Source organism: Nocardia takedensis NBRC 100417, assembly GCF_000308695.1.
Classification (GTDB): Bacteria; Actinomycetota; Actinomycetes; order Mycobacteriales; family Mycobacteriaceae; genus Nocardia; species Nocardia takedensis.
Genome location: NZ_BAGG01000019.1, coordinates 184,865 through 201,152 on the forward strand (window position 1 = coordinate 184,865; position 16,288 = coordinate 201,152).

General features: G+C 69.6%; 18 protein-coding genes. 13 read left to right on the forward strand and 5 right to left on the reverse strand.

The features are described from left to right. Positions 1-411: 411 nt before the first annotated feature. From infA to ON30_RS04735, 9 genes are all read left to right on the forward strand, one after another. Positions 412-633: a translation initiation factor IF-1 gene (gene infA, locus ON30_RS04695; protein WP_003418601.1), complete on the forward strand. Its 222-nt coding sequence runs from the start codon at positions 412-414 to the stop codon at positions 631-633. A gap of 118 nt (positions 634-751) precedes the next feature. Continuing rightward, positions 752-865: a 50S ribosomal protein L36 gene (gene rpmJ, locus ON30_RS04700; RefSeq protein ID WP_011207363.1), complete on the forward strand. Its 114-nt coding sequence runs from the start codon at positions 752-754 to the stop codon at positions 863-865. 230 nt (positions 866-1,095) lie between these two features. Continuing rightward, positions 1,096-1,467 carry a 30S ribosomal protein S13 gene (gene rpsM, locus ON30_RS04705; RefSeq protein ID WP_040704447.1) on the forward strand — a complete coding sequence of 124 codons (372 nt, stop codon included), beginning with the start codon at positions 1,096-1,098 and terminating at the stop codon, positions 1,465-1,467. A gap of 9 nt (positions 1,468-1,476) precedes the next feature. Continuing rightward, positions 1,477-1,890: a 30S ribosomal protein S11 gene (gene rpsK / locus ON30_RS04710; protein WP_040704448.1), complete on the forward strand. Its 414-nt coding sequence runs from the start codon at positions 1,477-1,479 to the stop codon at positions 1,888-1,890. Between the two features lie 20 nt (positions 1,891-1,910). Beyond that, on the forward strand, positions 1,911-2,516 hold the full coding sequence (rpsD, locus tag ON30_RS04715) for a 30S ribosomal protein S4 (RefSeq protein ID WP_040704450.1): 606 nt from the start codon (positions 1,911-1,913) through the stop codon (positions 2,514-2,516). 119 nt (positions 2,517-2,635) lie between these two features. Next, complete coding sequence (locus tag ON30_RS04720; RefSeq protein WP_040704556.1) at positions 2,636-3,694, forward strand: DNA-directed RNA polymerase subunit alpha; 1,059 nt, start codon at positions 2,636-2,638, stop codon at positions 3,692-3,694. A 52-nt stretch (positions 3,695-3,746) separates the two neighbouring features. Then, positions 3,747-4,274 carry a 50S ribosomal protein L17 gene (gene rplQ, locus ON30_RS04725; RefSeq protein WP_040704451.1) on the forward strand — a complete coding sequence of 176 codons (528 nt, stop codon included), beginning with the start codon at positions 3,747-3,749 and terminating at the stop codon, positions 4,272-4,274. A gap of 98 nt (positions 4,275-4,372) precedes the next feature. Continuing rightward, positions 4,373-5,257: a tRNA pseudouridine(38-40) synthase TruA gene (gene truA / locus ON30_RS04730; RefSeq protein WP_051028936.1), complete on the forward strand. Its 885-nt coding sequence runs from the start codon at positions 4,373-4,375 to the stop codon at positions 5,255-5,257. Positions 5,258-5,304: 47 nt separating this feature from the next. Next, positions 5,305-6,141: an LLM class F420-dependent oxidoreductase gene (locus ON30_RS04735; RefSeq protein ID WP_040704453.1), complete on the forward strand. Its 837-nt coding sequence runs from the start codon at positions 5,305-5,307 to the stop codon at positions 6,139-6,141. Positions 6,142-6,188: 47 nt separating this feature from the next. Here ON30_RS04735 and ON30_RS04740 read toward each other — a convergent pair whose 3' ends face one another. Beyond that, a complete protein-coding gene (locus tag ON30_RS04740) occupies positions 6,189-6,533 on the reverse strand; it encodes a metal-sensitive transcriptional regulator (RefSeq protein WP_040704456.1) in 345 nt (114 codons plus the stop codon). Positions 6,534-6,615: 82 nt separating this feature from the next. Further along, positions 6,616-7,221, reverse strand: coding sequence for an EamA family transporter (locus tag ON30_RS04745; protein ID WP_040704458.1), 606 nt, complete (start codon positions 7,219-7,221; stop codon positions 6,616-6,618). A gap of 188 nt (positions 7,222-7,409) precedes the next feature. Here ON30_RS04745 and ON30_RS04750 point away from each other — a divergent pair, with 188 nt between their 5' ends. From ON30_RS04750 to ON30_RS04760, 3 genes are read left to right on the forward strand one after another with little or no spacing between them, the layout of a single operon-like run. Further along, entirely contained in the window at positions 7,410-8,219 is an 810-nt protein-coding gene (locus ON30_RS04750; RefSeq protein ID WP_040704559.1) for an S-methyl-5'-thioadenosine phosphorylase, read from the forward strand. A gap of 60 nt (positions 8,220-8,279) precedes the next feature. After that, a complete protein-coding gene (locus tag ON30_RS04755) occupies positions 8,280-9,305 on the forward strand; it encodes an NAD-dependent epimerase/dehydratase family protein (protein ID WP_040704460.1) in 1,026 nt (341 codons plus the stop codon). Between the two features lie 44 nt (positions 9,306-9,349). Continuing rightward, a complete protein-coding gene (locus ON30_RS04760) occupies positions 9,350-9,910 on the forward strand; it encodes an NADPH-dependent FMN reductase (RefSeq protein ID WP_040704461.1) in 561 nt (186 codons plus the stop codon). Here ON30_RS04760 and eccE read toward each other — a convergent pair. Continuing rightward, positions 9,907-11,550: a type VII secretion protein EccE gene (gene eccE, locus ON30_RS04765; protein ID WP_040704462.1), complete on the reverse strand. Its 1,644-nt coding sequence runs from the start codon at positions 11,548-11,550 to the stop codon at positions 9,907-9,909. The genes ON30_RS04760 and eccE overlap by 4 nt on opposite strands. Before the next feature lie 112 nt (positions 11,551-11,662). Here eccE and eccB point away from each other — a divergent pair, with 112 nt between their 5' ends. Then, complete coding sequence (gene eccB / locus ON30_RS04770; protein ID WP_040704464.1) at positions 11,663-13,153, forward strand: type VII secretion protein EccB; 1,491 nt, start codon at positions 11,663-11,665, stop codon at positions 13,151-13,153. Positions 13,154-13,244: 91 nt separating this feature from the next. Here the strand turns inward: eccB and mycP are convergent, their stop codons facing one another. Then, on the reverse strand, positions 13,245-14,657 hold the full coding sequence (gene mycP / locus ON30_RS04775) for a type VII secretion-associated serine protease mycosin (protein WP_063719821.1): 1,413 nt from the start codon (positions 14,655-14,657) through the stop codon (positions 13,245-13,247). After that, positions 14,654-16,120: a type VII secretion integral membrane protein EccD gene (eccD, locus tag ON30_RS04780; protein WP_040704465.1), complete on the reverse strand. Its 1,467-nt coding sequence runs from the start codon at positions 16,118-16,120 to the stop codon at positions 14,654-14,656. Before eccD ends, mycP begins: the two co-directional genes overlap by 4 nt. Between the last annotated feature and the right edge of the window lie 168 nt (positions 16,121-16,288).

Below are 16,288 nucleotides of genomic sequence, written 5' to 3' on the forward strand. Positions count from 1 at the left end.
TTCGCCGAGGAATGTACCCGGCGGGATGGGGGAGTACGCATTGGGTGCGGGGGTGGTCGGGTCGGTCGGGAACGCGCCGCGGTCGGCGGCCTCCCTGCGCTGACTCACGACATCCCCCTGCATCTACCGGCCCGGTGTCCCGACCGAGGCAAGTTTACGCGACCGGAGCCGCCCGTACGCGGCCGGACGGCGGCCGATGAACAGTGGATGAACGGACTCGAGTCACGGACGGGTTTTTGTCGCGTTCGAGACATCCGGTAAGCTGGAGCGGCGGTGCACCTACGCGCCGACTGTTTTCGTGCTTCCCGGTGGTTCGGTGACCGGTGGCCGGTAACCATGGAAGCAGACACCAGGCAATCAAACCAGGTTCGATCGGCTGTGGCCGAGCGAAGAACCGGGATCGCGGAGGACATGGCGAAGAAGGACGGGGCCATCGAGGTCGAGGGTCGAGTTGTCGAGCCGCTGCCCAATGCGATGTTCCGGATCGAGCTCGAGAACGGACACAAGGTTCTCGCGCACATCAGCGGAAAGATGCGGCAGCACTACATTCGTATCCTTCCCGAGGACCGGGTGGTCGTCGAGCTTTCGCCCTACGACCTGTCCCGCGGCCGGATCGTGTACCGCTACAAGTGAGCGCGCCCCGCGCGTTCACCCCGACGGGCCCGCCCGTCACCCCCGAAGACTTCCCCGGTCCTCGACCGGGGAAAAACTGTGTCCACACCCGGTGGACCACAACAGAGATTGGACGGACGTGAAGGTTCAGCCGAGCGTCAAGAAGATCTGCGAGAAGTGCAAGGTGATCCGCCGTCACGGTCGGGTCATGGTGATCTGCGACAACCTGCGCCACAAGCAGCGTCAGGGCTGATCGCGCCGGGGTTCGCCCCGGTCACCTGCCGAGCACCGAACGCGGTTCGGACTGGCAGCAAAACAGAAGAACTCCCAGCTCCAGCCGCACGCTGAGGGAAATCGAATCGAGGTCCGCGAGGGCCGAAGTTCGGGGCGTGTGCGCCAACCACCGGATCGGAGGCCGGTGCCCCACCAAGACGAGGGGGCGGACAGGGAGCAGACCTCCGCGACCACTAAGGAAACTGCCACATGGCACGTCTCATGGGCGTCGATCTCCCGCGCGAGAAGCGCATGGAGATCGCGCTGACCTACATCTTCGGCATCGGCCGTACCCGCTCCAAGGAGATCCTCGAGTCCACCGGCGTGAGCCCGGACCTGCGTTCGAAGGATCTGAGCGACGACGACCTGACCAAGCTCCGCGACTACATCGAGGCCTCGGAGTTCAAGGTCGAAGGCGATCTGCGCCGCGAGGTGCAGGCCGACATCCGTCGCAAGATCGAGATCGGCTGCTACCAGGGTCTGCGGCACCGCCGCGGCCTGCCGGTGCGCGGCCAGCGGACCAAGACCAACGCGCGCACCCGCAAGGGCCCGAAGCGCACCGTCGCAGGCAAGAAGAAGTAGGGATAGCGCATGCCTCCTAAGAGCAGGGCCGCGGGCCCGAAGAAGACCCAGAAGTCGCGTCGCCGGGAAAAGAAGAACGTTCCCCACGGCCACGCGCACATCAAGAGCACCTTCAACAACACGATCGTGTCGATCACCGACCCGAACGGCAACGTCATCTCGTGGGCGTCCTCGGGTCACGTCGGCTTCAAGGGCTCGCGCAAGTCGACCCCGTTCGCCGCGCAGTTGGCCGCCGAGAATGCCGCCCGCAAGGCGCAGGAGAACGGCGTCAAGAAGGTCGACGTGTTCGTCAAGGGCCCGGGCTCGGGCCGCGAGACCGCGATCCGTTCCCTCCAGGCCGCCGGCCTCGAGGTGGGCACGATCTCCGATGTCACCCCGCAGCCGCACAACGGCTGCCGTCCGCCCAAGCGGCGTCGCGTCTAGCGGGAAAGGAACAGCGAACAATGGCTCGTTACACAGGCCCCATCACCCGCAAGTCGCGTCGTCTCCGTGTCGACCTCGTCGGAGGCGACCAGGCGTTCGAGCGTCGCCCCTACCCGCCCGGCCAGCACGGCCGCGCGCGGATCAAGGAGAGCGAGTACCTGCTCCAGCTGCAGGAGAAGCAGAAGGCCCGCTTCTCCTACGGCGTCATGGAGAAGCAGTTCCGCCGGTACTACGAGGAGGCCAACCGCCTCAAGGGCAAGACCGGTGACAACCTGCTGCGTCTGCTCGAGACCCGCCTCGACAACGTCGTGTACCGCGCCGGTCTGGCGCGCACCCGTCGTCAGGCGCGTCAGCTCGTCAGCCACGGCCACTTCTCGGTCAACGGCGTGAAGGTCGACGTCCCCAGCTTCCAGGTCTCCCAGTACGACATCATCGATGTCAAGGACAAGTCGCTCGCGACCCTGCCGTTCCAGGTGGCGCGCGAGACCGTCGGCGATCGTCCGGTGCCGGGTTGGCTCCAGGTGATCCCCGGTCGCCTGCGGATCCTGGTGCACCAGCTGCCCGAGCGCGCGCAGATCGATGTGCCGCTGCAGGAACAGCTGATCGTCGAGTACTACTCGAAGTAACGCACCGCGCGAAGTAGTCGCTTCTTCGCGGCGCTGTCCTTTCCGCCGCTCCGGCGGCGGGAAGGAGATCCCATTCGTGGGCGTCAAATAGCGGGCGCCCCTACAGGAGGATGATCCACATGCTGATTTCCCAGCGTCCGACCCTGACCGAAGAGGTCGTCGCCGAGAACCGCTCGAAGTTCACCATCGAACCCCTCGAGCCGGGCTTCGGCTACACCCTCGGCAACTCGCTGCGGCGTACGCTGCTGTCCTCGATTCCGGGGGCGGCGGTCACCAGCATCCGCATCGACGGCGTCCTGCACGAGTTCACCACCGTTCCCGGCGTGAAGGAGGATGTCACCGACATCATCCTGAACCTGAAGGGTCTGGTCGTGTCCTCGGAGGAGGACGAGCCGGTGACGATGTACGTGCGCAAGCAGGGACCGGGTTCGGTGAGCGCGGGCGATATCGTCCCGCCCGCCGGCGTCGTGGTGCACAACCCGGACATGCACATCGCCACCCTGAACGACAAGGGCAAGCTCGAGATCGAGCTGGTCGTCGAGCGGGGTCGCGGTTATGTCCCGGCGGTGCAGAACAAGGCTTCCGGCGCGGAGATCGGCCGGATCCCGGTGGATTCCATCTACTCCCCGGTGCTCAAGGTGACCTACAAGGTCGAGGCCACCCGTGTCGAGCAGCGCACCGACTTCGACCGTCTCATCCTCGACGTGGAGACCAAGAACTCCATCAGCGCGCGGGACGCGCTCGCCTCGGCGGGCAAGACCCTGGTCGAACTGTTCGGCCTGGCCCGTGAGCTGAACGTCGAAGCCGAAGGCATCGAGATCGGCCCCTCGCCGGCCGAGGCGGATCACATCGCCTCGTTCGGTCTGCCGATCGAGGATCTGGACCTGACGGTCCGGTCCTACAACTGCCTCAAGCGCGAGGGTGTGCACACGGTGGGCGAGCTCGTGGCCCGCACCGAGTCGGATCTGCTCGACATCCGCAACTTCGGCCAGAAGTCCATCGACGAGGTGAAGGTCAAGCTGCACGCGCTGGGCCTCTCGCTCAAGGACAGCCCGGCGTCGTTCGACCCGTCCTCCGTGGTGGGTTACGACGCGAGCACCGGAACGTGGAGCGACAGCGGCGCGTTCAGCGATACCGACGGCGGCGAGCAGGACTACGCCGAGACCGAACAGCTCTAGGCCCGGGTCGGGGTAGGCACCCCACCGAGGCCTCACATAAGGAGAACAACCAATGCCCAAGCCCAAGAAGGGTGCTCGCTTCGGCGGGTCGGCGTCGCACCAGAAGGCGATCTTCGCCAATCTGGCCACGGCGCTCTTCGAGCACGGTCGGATCACGACCACCGAGGCCAAGGCCAAGGCGCTGCGCCCCTACGCCGAGAAACTGGTCACCAAGGCGAAGGCGGGCACGCTCGCCGATCGCCGCGAGGTGCTCAAGGTGATCCGCAACAAGGACGTGCTGCACGAACTGTTCGCCACCATCGGCCCCTCGTTCGAGGGTCGTGAGGGCGGATACACCCGCATCACCAAGACGCTGCCCCGCAAGGGTGACAACGCGCCGATGGCGGTCATCGAGTTGGTCCGGGAGAAGACCGTGACCAACGAGGCCGACCGCGCTCGTCGCGTCGCCGCGTCGCAGAAGACCGAGGCCGCTCCGGCTGCCGAGGAAGCCGCTGCCGAGGAGACCGTCACCGAGGAGACCGCGGACGTCGCCGACGCTCCGGTCGCCGAGGAGACCGCCGAGGACAAGAAGGACGCCTGATCCAGGCATCCGGCGAGCCCGCCACCCGTTCCGGGTCGGCGGGCTCGTTCTCGTTTCACCCCGGTGCCGCGGCAGGCGGCCGGAGAGAGGAGGGGCCGATGAGCTCGATCGAGGCGTCGGGTTCCGCTGAGTCGATCGCGGCGCAACCCTCCGCGGTCGCGGTGTCGCGTCGTATCCGGCTCGATATCGCCTACGACGGTACGGATTTCACCGGGTGGGCGCGTCAGCCGGGGCTACGGACCGTGCAGGGCGTGCTCGAGGAGTCGCTGGGCAAGGTGTTGCGCGAGCCGGTGCAGTTGACGGTGGCGGGTCGCACGGACGCCGGTGTGCACGCGGAGGGGCAGGTCGCGCATTTCGACACGGCGGCGGATGTCGACGGTGACCGGTTGGTGCACCGGATGGCGCGGTTCCTCCCGAAAGATGTCCGGCTCAAGGCCGCTCGGCTCGCGCCGCCGGATTTCGACGCCCGGTTCTCGGCGGTGCGCCGCCACTACGTCTACCGGCTGACCACCGCTCCCTTCGGCGCGGACCCGCTGCGGGCCCGCTGGGTGGTGCCGTGTCGGGCGGTGGAGATCGAACCGATGCGTGAGGCGTCGCGGAAACTGTTGGGGCTGCACGATTTCGCCGCTTTCTGTCGGCGCAGGGAGGGCGCGACCACGGTCCGCGAACTCCAGCGCTTCGACTGGGAACGCGAAGGTGACGCCCTGACCGCGCATGTCAGCGCGGACGCGTTCTGCTGGTCGATGGTGCGCAGTCTGGTGGGCGCGGTGCTGGCGGTGGGGGAGGGCAGGCGCACGCCGGAATGGGTGGGCGGTCTGCTCGCCGAGACCGCGCGGTCGAGCGCGGTGACGGTCGCGCCCGCGCACGGGTTGAGTCTGGTCTCGGTCGACTATCCGGCCGATGACGAATTGGCGGCGCGCAATGCCGCGACCAGGGAGATGCGGACCGTGCCGATGACCGTGGACGGCTGCTGCGGGGACTGAGCGCCGGGCGCGGAATATATTCCCGCGGGCGGGGGGTTGGCTCGGGCATGACCAACGATGAGCTCGGCAGGTTCGGAGTATGGCGCGGGTACAAGGGGTTCACCCCCGAGGCGGCCCGTGAACTGGAACAGCTGGGGTACGGCACGTTGTGGTTGGGCGGTTCGCCCCCGTCCGATCTCCCGGAGATCGAGGACCTACTGGCGGCGACCGAGCGGATCACCGTCGCCACCAGCATCGTCAACATCTGGACCGCGCCCGCCGACGAGGTGGCGGAGTCCTTCCATCGCATAGAGAAGCGTTTTCCGGGGCGGTTCCTGCTCGGAATCGGGGTGGGTCATCCGGAGGCCAACGGCGAGGACGCGCGCACGCCCTACCGCGCGCTGGTCGACTACCTCGACGTACTGGACGCGGCCGGGGTGCCCGCGCACCGGCGGGTGATCGCGGCGCTCGGTCCGCGCGTGCTGAAACTGGCCCGCGACCGCAGCGCGGGCGCGGTGCCCTATCTCATCCCGCCGGAGTACAACCGGGGCGCGCGCGAGGTGCTGGGGGAGAACACGCTGCTGATCGCGGAGCAGAAGGTCGTCCTGGACACCGATGTGGAGCGGGCCCGCGAGGTCGGGCGCAAATTCCTCGGCATGTACTTGGGCCTGGTGAATTACGTCAAGAATCTGCGCAGGCTCGGGTTCACCGAGGACGACGTCGCCAAGCCGGGCAGCGACCGGCTCATCGATGTCCTCGCGATCCACGGCGAGGCCGCCGAGATCGCCAAGGGCGTGCTCGCGCACCTGGACGCGGGCGCGGATCACATCGCGATCCAACCGCTGGACAAGGATTACCTGGCCACGGCGCGCGCCTTGGCCGAGGTGCTGCCGCTGTCCCGCTGAGTCCCTGTCGGTGCGGGATCGCGCACCGTCGCGGTGGGCGATCCCGTTCAGGAACGCACGAGTCGCGCGATGGCGTCGGTGGCCTCCTTGATCTTGGCTTCGGCCTCGGGGCCGCCCGCGACGGCCGCGTCGACCACGCAGTGGCTGATGTGATCCTCGAGCAGGCCCATGGCGACCGCTTGCAGGGCCTTGGTCATGGCCGAGACCTGGGTGAGGATGTCGATGCAGTACTTCTCTTCCTCGACCATGCGTTGCAGGCCGCGCGCCTGGCCCTCGATGCGTCGCAGGCGCTTGAGGTAGTCGTCCTTGGCGGTGATGTAGCCGTGGGCGTGGTGGTCGTGGGTCGGGTGTTCGGAGCCGGAAGGGCTCGCGCTGGTCTCGGGTGCTGTCACCGCATCTCTCCTCGCTGCCCGACGGTGGTGATCGAACAGGACATTCAATACCCCCCTAGGGTAGATTTATTCCGCTGACTTGTCAGGTTCGGGCCGGGCCGGGCGCGGGCGCGTCGGCCAACGGGGTGCGTTGCGCGCCGCCGCGCCGGGCAAGCACGATACCGCCGACGACCACCGCGCCGCCCGCCAACTGGATCGGCGCCACCGCTTCCCCGAGCAGTACCCAGGACAGCACGACGGCGAACAGCACTTCGCTCAGCAGGATCAGCGACATCAGCGTCGACCCGATCCGCGCCGCTCCCGCCACCCCCGACAGGTAGGCGACCGCGGTGCTGATCAGGATCAGCAGCCCCAGCGACAGCGCGACCGGGGCGAGGAACTGGATCATCAGGGCGACGCCGACCTGGAGATGTTCCAGCGACAGGAAGAACGTGGCCTGCACGCCCGTCATCGCGACCACGCCGAACGCCGCGAGCGCGCGCAGGTGACGGCGACTGTCCAGCAGTGCCGGGAAATCCGTGACCGCCGCCAGCGCGAGCGTCACCATGGCCGCGCCGGTCAGCCGGATCGCCAGGACCGCGCCGGGCGACCAGCCACCGGCGAGCACCGTCTTGGCCAGCGGCCCCGAGGCGGCGAAGGCCGCCCCGCTGAGCACTGTCAGCCAGATGCCGACCCGGGTACTCGCCACAGCCCACCTCCACTCGTCACCGCCCCGCCGAACTGGTCCGCGGGCACGCACGCGATCCCGGCGCGCACGAGGGCTCGGTGCCCATCATGGCCGAGCCCGCCGCGCGGTCCGACGCGCGGGCGGGTGGCCGCGATCACATCCCAGGACCCGTCGCACGCGAGCGCGGCGCGGGCGGGACAATGCCGGTCATGAGTTCGCATCCTCGTCCCGCCCTGGCCGTCATCGGCGGCAGCGGCTTCTACGACTTCTTCGACGACGACGCCACCGACGTCGTGGTCGACACCCCCTACGGCGCGCCGAGTGCGCCGATCGCCGTCGGCGAGGTCGAGGGCCGGGCGGTGGCGTTCCTGCCGCGCCACGGCAAGCAGCACGAATACGCCCCGCACACGCTGCCGTACCTGGCGAACATGTGGGCGCTGCGCTCGCTGGGCGTGCGCCGGATCTTCGCGCCGTGCGCGGTGGGCAGCCTGCGCGCGGACTGGGGGCCGGGCACGGTCGGGGTCCCCGATCAACTGGTCGACCGCACCTCAGGACGTCCGCAGACCTATTTCGGCGGCGGCGGCGTGCACGTGTCCTTCGCCGATCCCTACTGCGAGGACCTGCGCTCGGCCGCGATCAAATCCGAGATCGAGGCGCTTCCGCTGAAGGCGGGCGGCACCATGGTCGTGGTGCAGGGGCCGCGCTTCTCGACCCGCGCGGAGAGCCGCTGGTTCGCCGGACAGGGCTGGGACCTGGTGAACATGACCGGTCATCCCGAAGCCGTGCTGGCCCGCGAGTTGGAGATGTGCTACGCCGCCGTCGCGCTGGTCACCGATCTGGACGCCGGACTCGAGGAGGGCTCCGGTGTGCACGCGGTCGACGTGTTCGCCGAGTTCAAGCGCAATCTCGGGCCGTTCAAGGAGTTGATCCGCCGGGCGGTGGCCCAGGTCTCCGGCGAGGACACCTGCGAGCGCTGCCGGGTCCACGCGGGAGTGACGCTGCCCTTCGAGCTGCCGTGACGAACGGTTCCGGACGGCGAACCCTCCGGGACCGCGGCGCGTGACCACGAGGTAGAAGTGATGAAGGTTCTGGTGACCGGCGCGGCCGGTTTCCTCGGCTCGCGGGTGCGGCGGGAACTGACCGCGGCGGGCCACGAGGTCCTCGCCGTCGACGCGATGCATCCGTCCGTGCACGGCCCGCAGGCGAGCGCGCCCGCGGGGGTCCAGCGGGTCGACGTGCGCGACGGCGCGGCCTTGGACGAATTGCTGCGCGGCGTCGAGACGGTGTGTCACCTGGCGGCGGTGAGCGAGGGCCGCGAACCGGGGCCCTCGGTCGCGGATTTCGCCGCGCACAACGACTTCGGGACGGCGGTGCTGCTCGCGGCGATGACCCGGGCCCGGACGAGGCGACTGGTCCTCGGGTCCTCGGCCTCCGTGTACGGGGAGGGTCGCTACCGGATGGTGCACGGCGGATCGTTCTCACCGGGCCTGCGGTTGCGCGCCGACCTCGACCGCGGCATGTTCGATCACCGCGCCCCGCGCACCGGGGAGATCCTGACCTGGGAACCGGTCGGCGAGGACGCGCCCGCCCGTCCGCGCGGATTCGCGGCCGCGAGCAAAGCGGCGCAGGAGAACTACGCGCACGCATGGGGGTTGAGCACCGGCGCGGCGGTCACCGCCCTGCGTTACCACCACGTCTACGGCCCGGGGGCGCGGTCGGGGGTGCACGCGCGCTTCCTGGACGCGCTGGCTTCGGGCGCCGCGCCGCGCGTCTTCGAGGACGGCGGTCAGGTGCGCGATTTCGTGCACGTCGACGACGCGGTCGCGGCCACCGTGGCGGCGGTGCTGCGCCCGCTGCCCGGTTTCGTGCCGCTCAACATCGCCTCGGGGCATCCGATCACGCTGTACCAGGCGGCCTCGATCATGGCCAGGGCGCGCGGCGGGCAGGCCCCGGTGGTGACGGGGCAATACCAGCTCGCCGACATCCGGCACATCGTGGGCAGTCCGGAGCGCGCCGTCCGCGCCCTCGAGTTCACCGCGACGGTGACACCCGCCGAGGGACTGGCCGAATTCGCCGCCCCGGCCACGGAACCCGTGCCGGACTGACCGCCGTGCCGCGGAGCGGACCGCGTCGGGGTTAGGCTCGCGCGGTGCAGACTCCGCTACGGCTCGAGGTCATCGTCGCCAGCGTGCGCCCGGAACGGTTCGCGCCGATCCCCGCCGACTGGTTCGCGCGGGCGGTCCACGCCGACCCCGCCTTCGAAGTCGGCGTGATCGACCTGCTCGACGCCGCGCTGCCCGTGGACCTCACCGAGACGCCCAGGGTGGCGGCGTTCCGCGAGCGGGTGGGCGCGGCCGACGCGTTCGTGGCCGTCACCTCGGAGTACAACCACGGATACCCGGCCTCGCTGAAGACGGCCCTGGACAGCGTGAAGCACGAGTGGCGGGCCAAACCCATCGGATTCGTCTCCTACGGCGGCCTTTCCGGCGGTCTGCGCGCGGTCGAGCAGTTGCGTCAGGTGGTGGCCGAGATCCACATGGTCTCGGTGCGGGAGTCGGTCGCCTTCCCCCGCGCCAAACGCGCCTTCGACGCCGACGGCGAGACCTCCGACGGCGCCGCCCTCGACGCCCGCGACCGCATGATCACCCAACTCGCCTGGTGGGGACGGACGTTGCGGGCCGCGCGCGCCGCCGACCCCTACCCGGGCTAGTGGTTCTGCATCACCCGACGGCCGCGCGGGTGGCCGATGTAGATGGCCTCGCGCGGGATGGAGACCAGCGTCAGGTCGACCTGCGCGGTGCCGGTGCGCAGCACCACGTGGTTGCCGATCGCGCCGGGTTGGTGGATCGACAGGTCGGGGCGCGTCGCGGGCCAGCCCATCGGATCGCCGGTGACGTAGATCGTGGTGACACCGGCGTGCGGCGCGGGAGCCAGCACGCCGTCGACCACCGTCGCGGTGAAACCCGCGTCGGACTGGTGGGTTTCGACGGCGATGGCCAGGCGTTCCGGGTTGCCGATGGTCTGCACCAGGTTCTCCCAGGCGTGCGCCCGGTCGGTGCGGATCAGGATGCGCTCGCCGACCGCGAGGGCGCGGAACACCAACTGCTGGGCCAGATACAGCTCGCCCGCGACGTACACCGTCGAGATGCCGATGCCGACGATCCGCACCGCGACGCCCTGCTGTTCCTCGTCCGAGCCGATCAGCTGACCGCATCCCGAGGAGGGCAGGTGCAGCGCCCCGATCACCTCGATCGGGTACTCCGTCATCGGGACGGTGTCGTCCACCCCGGGCACGGCCAGCGGCAGGTGCGCGAGCAGTCCGTCGCGGTGGCGTCCGGCCATCGAGACCATGCCCGACACCCCGGACCCCTCCGGCAGTTCCCGTGCCGTCAGTCGCCAAGCCGCGCCGATGTTCACCGAATCCGCCGAACTGCCGGGCCGCAACCGCACCGCGACGGTGGTGCCCCGTGACTGCGGAACCCACAGTTGCGCCAGCAGATCCGAGCCGAGACGCTTCGGATCGACCGCCGCGCCGACGTTGACCGCGTTGCCGAGTTCGGCGTAGCGCCAGCGGTGGGTCAGCGTGCGCGGATCGTAGCCGCCGGTGATCTGGAGGACGGCTTTGCGGATCTCGGGGGCGGTGAGGACGCGGGCGTTGCAGTCGGCGTCCTCAAGGGTGCGCACGATCCGCTGGGTCGCGATGGTCACCGCGCGCGCCGCGCCGTCGCTCCCGCCGCCGCGCCGGGCCGCCGCGTCGGGGCTGGCGACCGCGTCGAAGGCGATGGCCAGCCACACCGTGCGGTGCGCGGTGGCGGGCAGCGGGCCCAGCAGCGATTCGTAGATGTTGCCCGCGGGCGTCCCCGCCCGGCTGCGGTGGCCGTGGCTGATGATGTCGATGCCGCTGAGCAGGATGTCGTGCTGGTTCAGGCATTTGGCCAGCTCGGGCAGCGGCAGCAGGTGCGAGGCGTGCACGGTGCTGCTGGAGATGCGGGTGAGTCCGCCGCGCGGGGGCAGCACCTCGATCACGGTGACGACCCGGCTGCCGTCCCAGTACAGACCCAGCGACCGGTCGTCGGGGCCGCGGAAGTCGACGGTGTCGCCGAGTTCGTAGCCGCGCCGGGTCAGATAGCCCCACCAGGTGGCGATCCAGTCCAGCAGGGTGCGCCGGGCCACCGGGATCAGCACGACGGCCGCCGCCGCCACCGCCACGCCCAGCGCGATCAGCCCGTCGAGCCCGACGAACAGCGCGACCACGGCGGCCGAGAGGCCGATCAGCTGCGCCACCAGCAGGTTCCGCACTGAGATGCGACCAAGTAGCGGGCGCGGCCCCGCCCCGGTGGCTTCGGCCATCCTCGTCCCCCAAGTACCCGATATCGGCCGTTTCCTACCGGCCGAGCTGAACAGCAGTCCTCGGGAACTGTACTGTGTTCGGCGAAGGTGAGCACTGTCCGGGGGAGAGAAGATGCCGTCCAAACCGACTACGCGCTGGCAGGTCAGCGGCTATCGCTTCCTGGTTCGACGGATGGAACACGCCCTGGTCCGCCGGGATGTGCGGATGCTGCACGACCCGATGCGGTCGCAGTCGCGGGCCTACGGCGTCGGCCTGGTGCTCGGTCTGGTGGTGCTGGCGGGCTGCGGCATCCTCGCGCTGCTGCGCCCGCAGGACAAGATCGGCTCCAATACGCTGTTGATCGGCAAGGAGTCCGGCGGCGTCTACGTCGTCATCGACGACACCGTGCACCCCGCGCTCAACCTGGCCTCCGCGCGACTGGCCTCCGGGGAATCCGGTAAGGCGGTGATCGTCAAGGAATCCGAACTGGGCAAGAAGCCGAGGGGCCAGCTCATCGGCATTCCCGGCGCGCCCGCCGCGCTGCGCTACGACAAGGACGGCAAGGGCAGGCCGTGGTCGGTCTGCGATGTGCTCAAGGTCGACGGCAGCGGCGATCTGAGCACCTCGGTGCTGGCCGGTGACCCGCAACTCGGCGACAAGGCGTCCGCGCTGGGCGCGGGCCAGGCGCTGCTGGTCAAGGCGGACAGCACCGTCTACCTGGTCTACGACAACAAGCGGGCGCGCGTCGACATGAGCGATCGCTCGGTCACCGACGCGCTCGGAATCACCGGCGCCACACCGCGTCCGGTCAGCCGCGGGTTGATCAACACGATCCCCGAGGTGTTGCCGATCATCGCGCCCAAGATCGACAATCCCGGCGGCTCGGTCGGCTTCCAGGTCAACAACCATCGCATCGCCGACGTGGTGCAGGTGCCCTCCGAACCCGACAAGTACTACGTGGTGCTCCAGGACGGCTTGCAGGAGGTGTCGAAGCTGACCGCCGACATCATCCGCAACGCCAACCGCTCCCCGGAGAACAATTCGCGCATCGACCAAGCCGATCGCACCTACGCGCCGATCTCGCGCGCGTTGAAGGTCGAGAACTATCCCGAGCGCGCCCCGTCGATCGTGGAGACCAGCGACCGCCCGATCAGTTGCCTGTCCTGGAAGCCGATCCCGGCCGCCGCCGAGAACAAGGACGGCGGCAAGCGCGCCGAACTGGCGGTGTTCGCCGGTGTGGCGCTGCCGATTCCGGACAACGCCAAACTGGTGCCGCTGGCCCAGGGCGACGGGTCGGGGCCGAACGCCGACTCGGTCTACGTCCCGCCGGGTACCGGCGCGTTCGTGCAGACCACCGGCATCGAACCCGACAGTCGCCGCAAGGACAGCCTGTTCTACATCGCCGACACCGGCGTCCGCTACGGCATCAAGAACGCCGAATCGCAATCGGCCCTGGGGCTGGACAGTCAGGCGGGCGTGCAACCGGAGCCCGCGCCGTGGCCGATCGTCGGTCTGCTCGCCTCCGGGCCCACGCTGGGGCGCGAGGAGGCGATGGTCGCCCACGACGGGGTCTCGCCCGATCCCGCGCCGGCCCGCCAGACCGTGGGCAACGACTCCAAGTAGTCACGGAGCGGCGACCTGTTCGGTGTCACATGACGTTTGTCGCCGCTCGCTCTAGGCGTAGTTGTCGACGTCGTCTCGGGACGGCGGATGATCAGCTGCCGTCTTCGGTGACGCCGAAACGCCTGCGGATCGGGAACGAGGCCAAGTAGCCGAGCAGCAAGGCCGTACCGATGATCCCGGTGCCGATCAACGCCACGTCGCGGGCGCTGTTGTCCGGCGGCGCGGGTTTCGCGGGCACCGCGAGTTGCTGACTCTTCGCGGGATTGGGCGTCTTCGGCGGCAGTGCGCCGGTGACCTCGTTGGTGAGCGCCGCGATCGGGTCGACCGCGCCGTAGCCGATGTACTTGTTCCAGCCCTCGGCGGGCGCGTGCGCGGTGGCCTGGATGCGGTGCATGACCTGCCGCGCGGTCAGTTCCGGGAACCGGGCCCGCACCAGCGCGACCACCCCGGACACGATCGGCGTCGCGAAACTGGTGCCCGAGATCGAGCCCTGTTCGCCGCGCTGGTTGACCGCGCCGGTGGCGGTGCCGGTACCGCGCGGGTCCAGCGAGACCATGTTCTCGCCGGGCGCGGCGACGCTGAGCCACGGGCCGGGGACGGTGAATTTCGAGGGCGCGCCGTTGGCGTCGATCGAGCCGACCGCGAGGACGTAGTCGTCCCAGCGCGCCGGGACCACGTTCATCGAGACCTTGCTCCACGGGTCGGCGGTCGGGTCGAGCGGGTCGATCACGGTGTTGGTGGTCTTGCAGGTGTCGGTGTTGCCCGCGGCCACGACCACCACCACATCGCGGTCCACCGCGTATTCCAGTGCCGCGCCGATGGGTCCGTCGACGTTCTTGTCCGCGCCGCACCAGACCTCGGAGATGTTGATCACCGTCGCGCCCCGGTCGACCGCCCGCACGATGGCCGAGGCCATGGTGGCGAGATTGCCGTAGCCGTCGGGCAGGTCGTCGGGCGCCTTGTCCCGGGACGCGCCTTCCTTCTGATACATCTTGCTGGTCTGGCGGATGGTCATGATCCGGGCCAGCGGGGCGACCCCGGCGAAGCCCTGGTTTTCGACCTGGGTGGCGGCGATCAGTCCGGCGACGAAGGTGCCGTGACCGTCGCAGTCCTCGGTGCCGTCGCCGCCCGCGGCGACGTAATCGCCGGCCGCGTCCAGGTCGGGCAGACGCGGGTGCCGGGCGACGCCGGTATCGATCACCGCGACCACCTGGCCCTCGCCCTTGGAGAACTGCCAGGCGCGATCCAGATCAAGGGAGCGCTGCGCGGTCGGGATGGTGGAACCCGCACCGCCGGTGACGATATCGGCGCAGTTCGAGTTCGCCGGGCGTTCGGTCTTGTCCGGCGGCACGGCCGGATCGCCGGCCGGGCGCAGCGCGGGATTCACCGCGGGCGGTCGATCCGCGTGTGCGACACCGGGGCCCGAGCCCACGCCGAAGGCGGCGCTCAGTCCGACGGTGACCGCGACGGCGACGACCCGCAGGTTTCGGCCGCCCGCGCTCATAGCCCGCGAACGAGGGAGTAGAGCGAGGCCACCCAGAACACCAGCGGCAGCACCGCGGCGACGAAGGCGTATTCGAGCAGTTCCACGCCGCGGCGCATCGGCGGGGTGGCCGACTGGTTCGGGATGATGATGCCCAGGATCAGCGCCGCGACCAGGATCAGCATGGCCGCGCCGAACACCGCCAGCGGCATGTCCATCTCGAGACTCGCGCCGACCAGCATCAACAGCACGATCGACGCGCCGCCCGCGATGAGCACCACGGCCTGTTCGGCGCCCGCGTAGGTGCGACTGCGGAACATCAGCACCGCCGAGCACACCAGGGCCAGGGCGATGCCGGGCCAATACGGGTCGCGCGCTTCGGGATCGGCGGCGGCCAGCGCGCCGACCACGGTGACCAGCGTGGTCGCGGCGACCAGTCCGGCCAGATACATCCTGGCGCGTTCGGATTTCACCCGCAGCGCCTCCATGGTGGGCAGCGCGCGGTGATCGTCGGGATCGTCCTCGGTGGGGTCGATCGGCGTGCCGGGCGAGGGCACCGGCGGCAGCGGCAGTTTCGCCAGCAGCATCGACATGCGCGGGGACAGCGAGAGCCCCGCCAGGCCCAGCGCCGCGCCGAACGCGCCGATGGCCTTGGTGGGCTGTTCGCTCAGCAGGCCGACCAGCGCGGCGGGCACGGCGTAGATCGACGCCGTGCCCGCGCCGATGAACAGCGCGAGACCGACACCGGTGACGCGCCAGGCGAGCACCGCCGTCGCGCCCAGCAGGACCGAGGCGAGCAGCAGGTGCGCCCACCCGTAATCATCGGGGACGAACAGCATTCCGGCCGCGAAGGCGGGCGGCAACGCGCAGCCGCCGAGCACCAGCGCCGTCGCGGTGTCGCCGTACATGCGGCTGAGCACCATGCCCGCCACCACCAGCAGCACGGCCACCGCGATGGCGATCGACCCGCCCACCCACCCCGGCACCTCGCCGGGGGACAGCAGCAGGCCCGCGCAGCCGACCAGCATGGTGATCGCGGCCAGCACCGACCCGGTGATCCGCGCGGTACGCGGTGTCCAACTGCGGTAGTGGTCGGCGTCGGCGATCGCGACGTTGTACATGATGTCGTCGAACAGCGGCGTCGGCGCGATGTGCGAGGCGCTCTCCAACATGAGCAGTTCGCCGTCGCGCACACCGTGTTCGCCGAGGCTCAGCGAATTGGAGAACGGGGGATGGCCGATGCGGGCCAGCACCCATTCGGCAGGCTCGTAACGCTCGCCTTCGTTGTCGAAGTCGTTGGCGCGGCTGTGCTGGGCGACCATGTCGACCACGGAGGGGATGACCAGGGCCACCGGGACGTCGACCGGAATGGCCATGTCGACCTGGGTGTGCTTGGCCAGGATCGTGACCCGCGCCAGATCCGGCGCGCGGACTATCCCTCGGGAGGAGTCTTCGTCGATGTGATCAAGGCGCGCGTGCGTCAAGCTTCCCCCAACTGGTCTTTCTACCTCGTGTTTCCGCTGACGCGCGCCGAAAGGGCGAGGTTGCGCGCCCCGGCGTCCTGACAGCAGAATGCTGGTCGAACTGTACGACATGTCTGCCGTGGCCTCTACACTGAGGCCGAAGTGCAGCGTGCAAAAGGGGGATTTCTC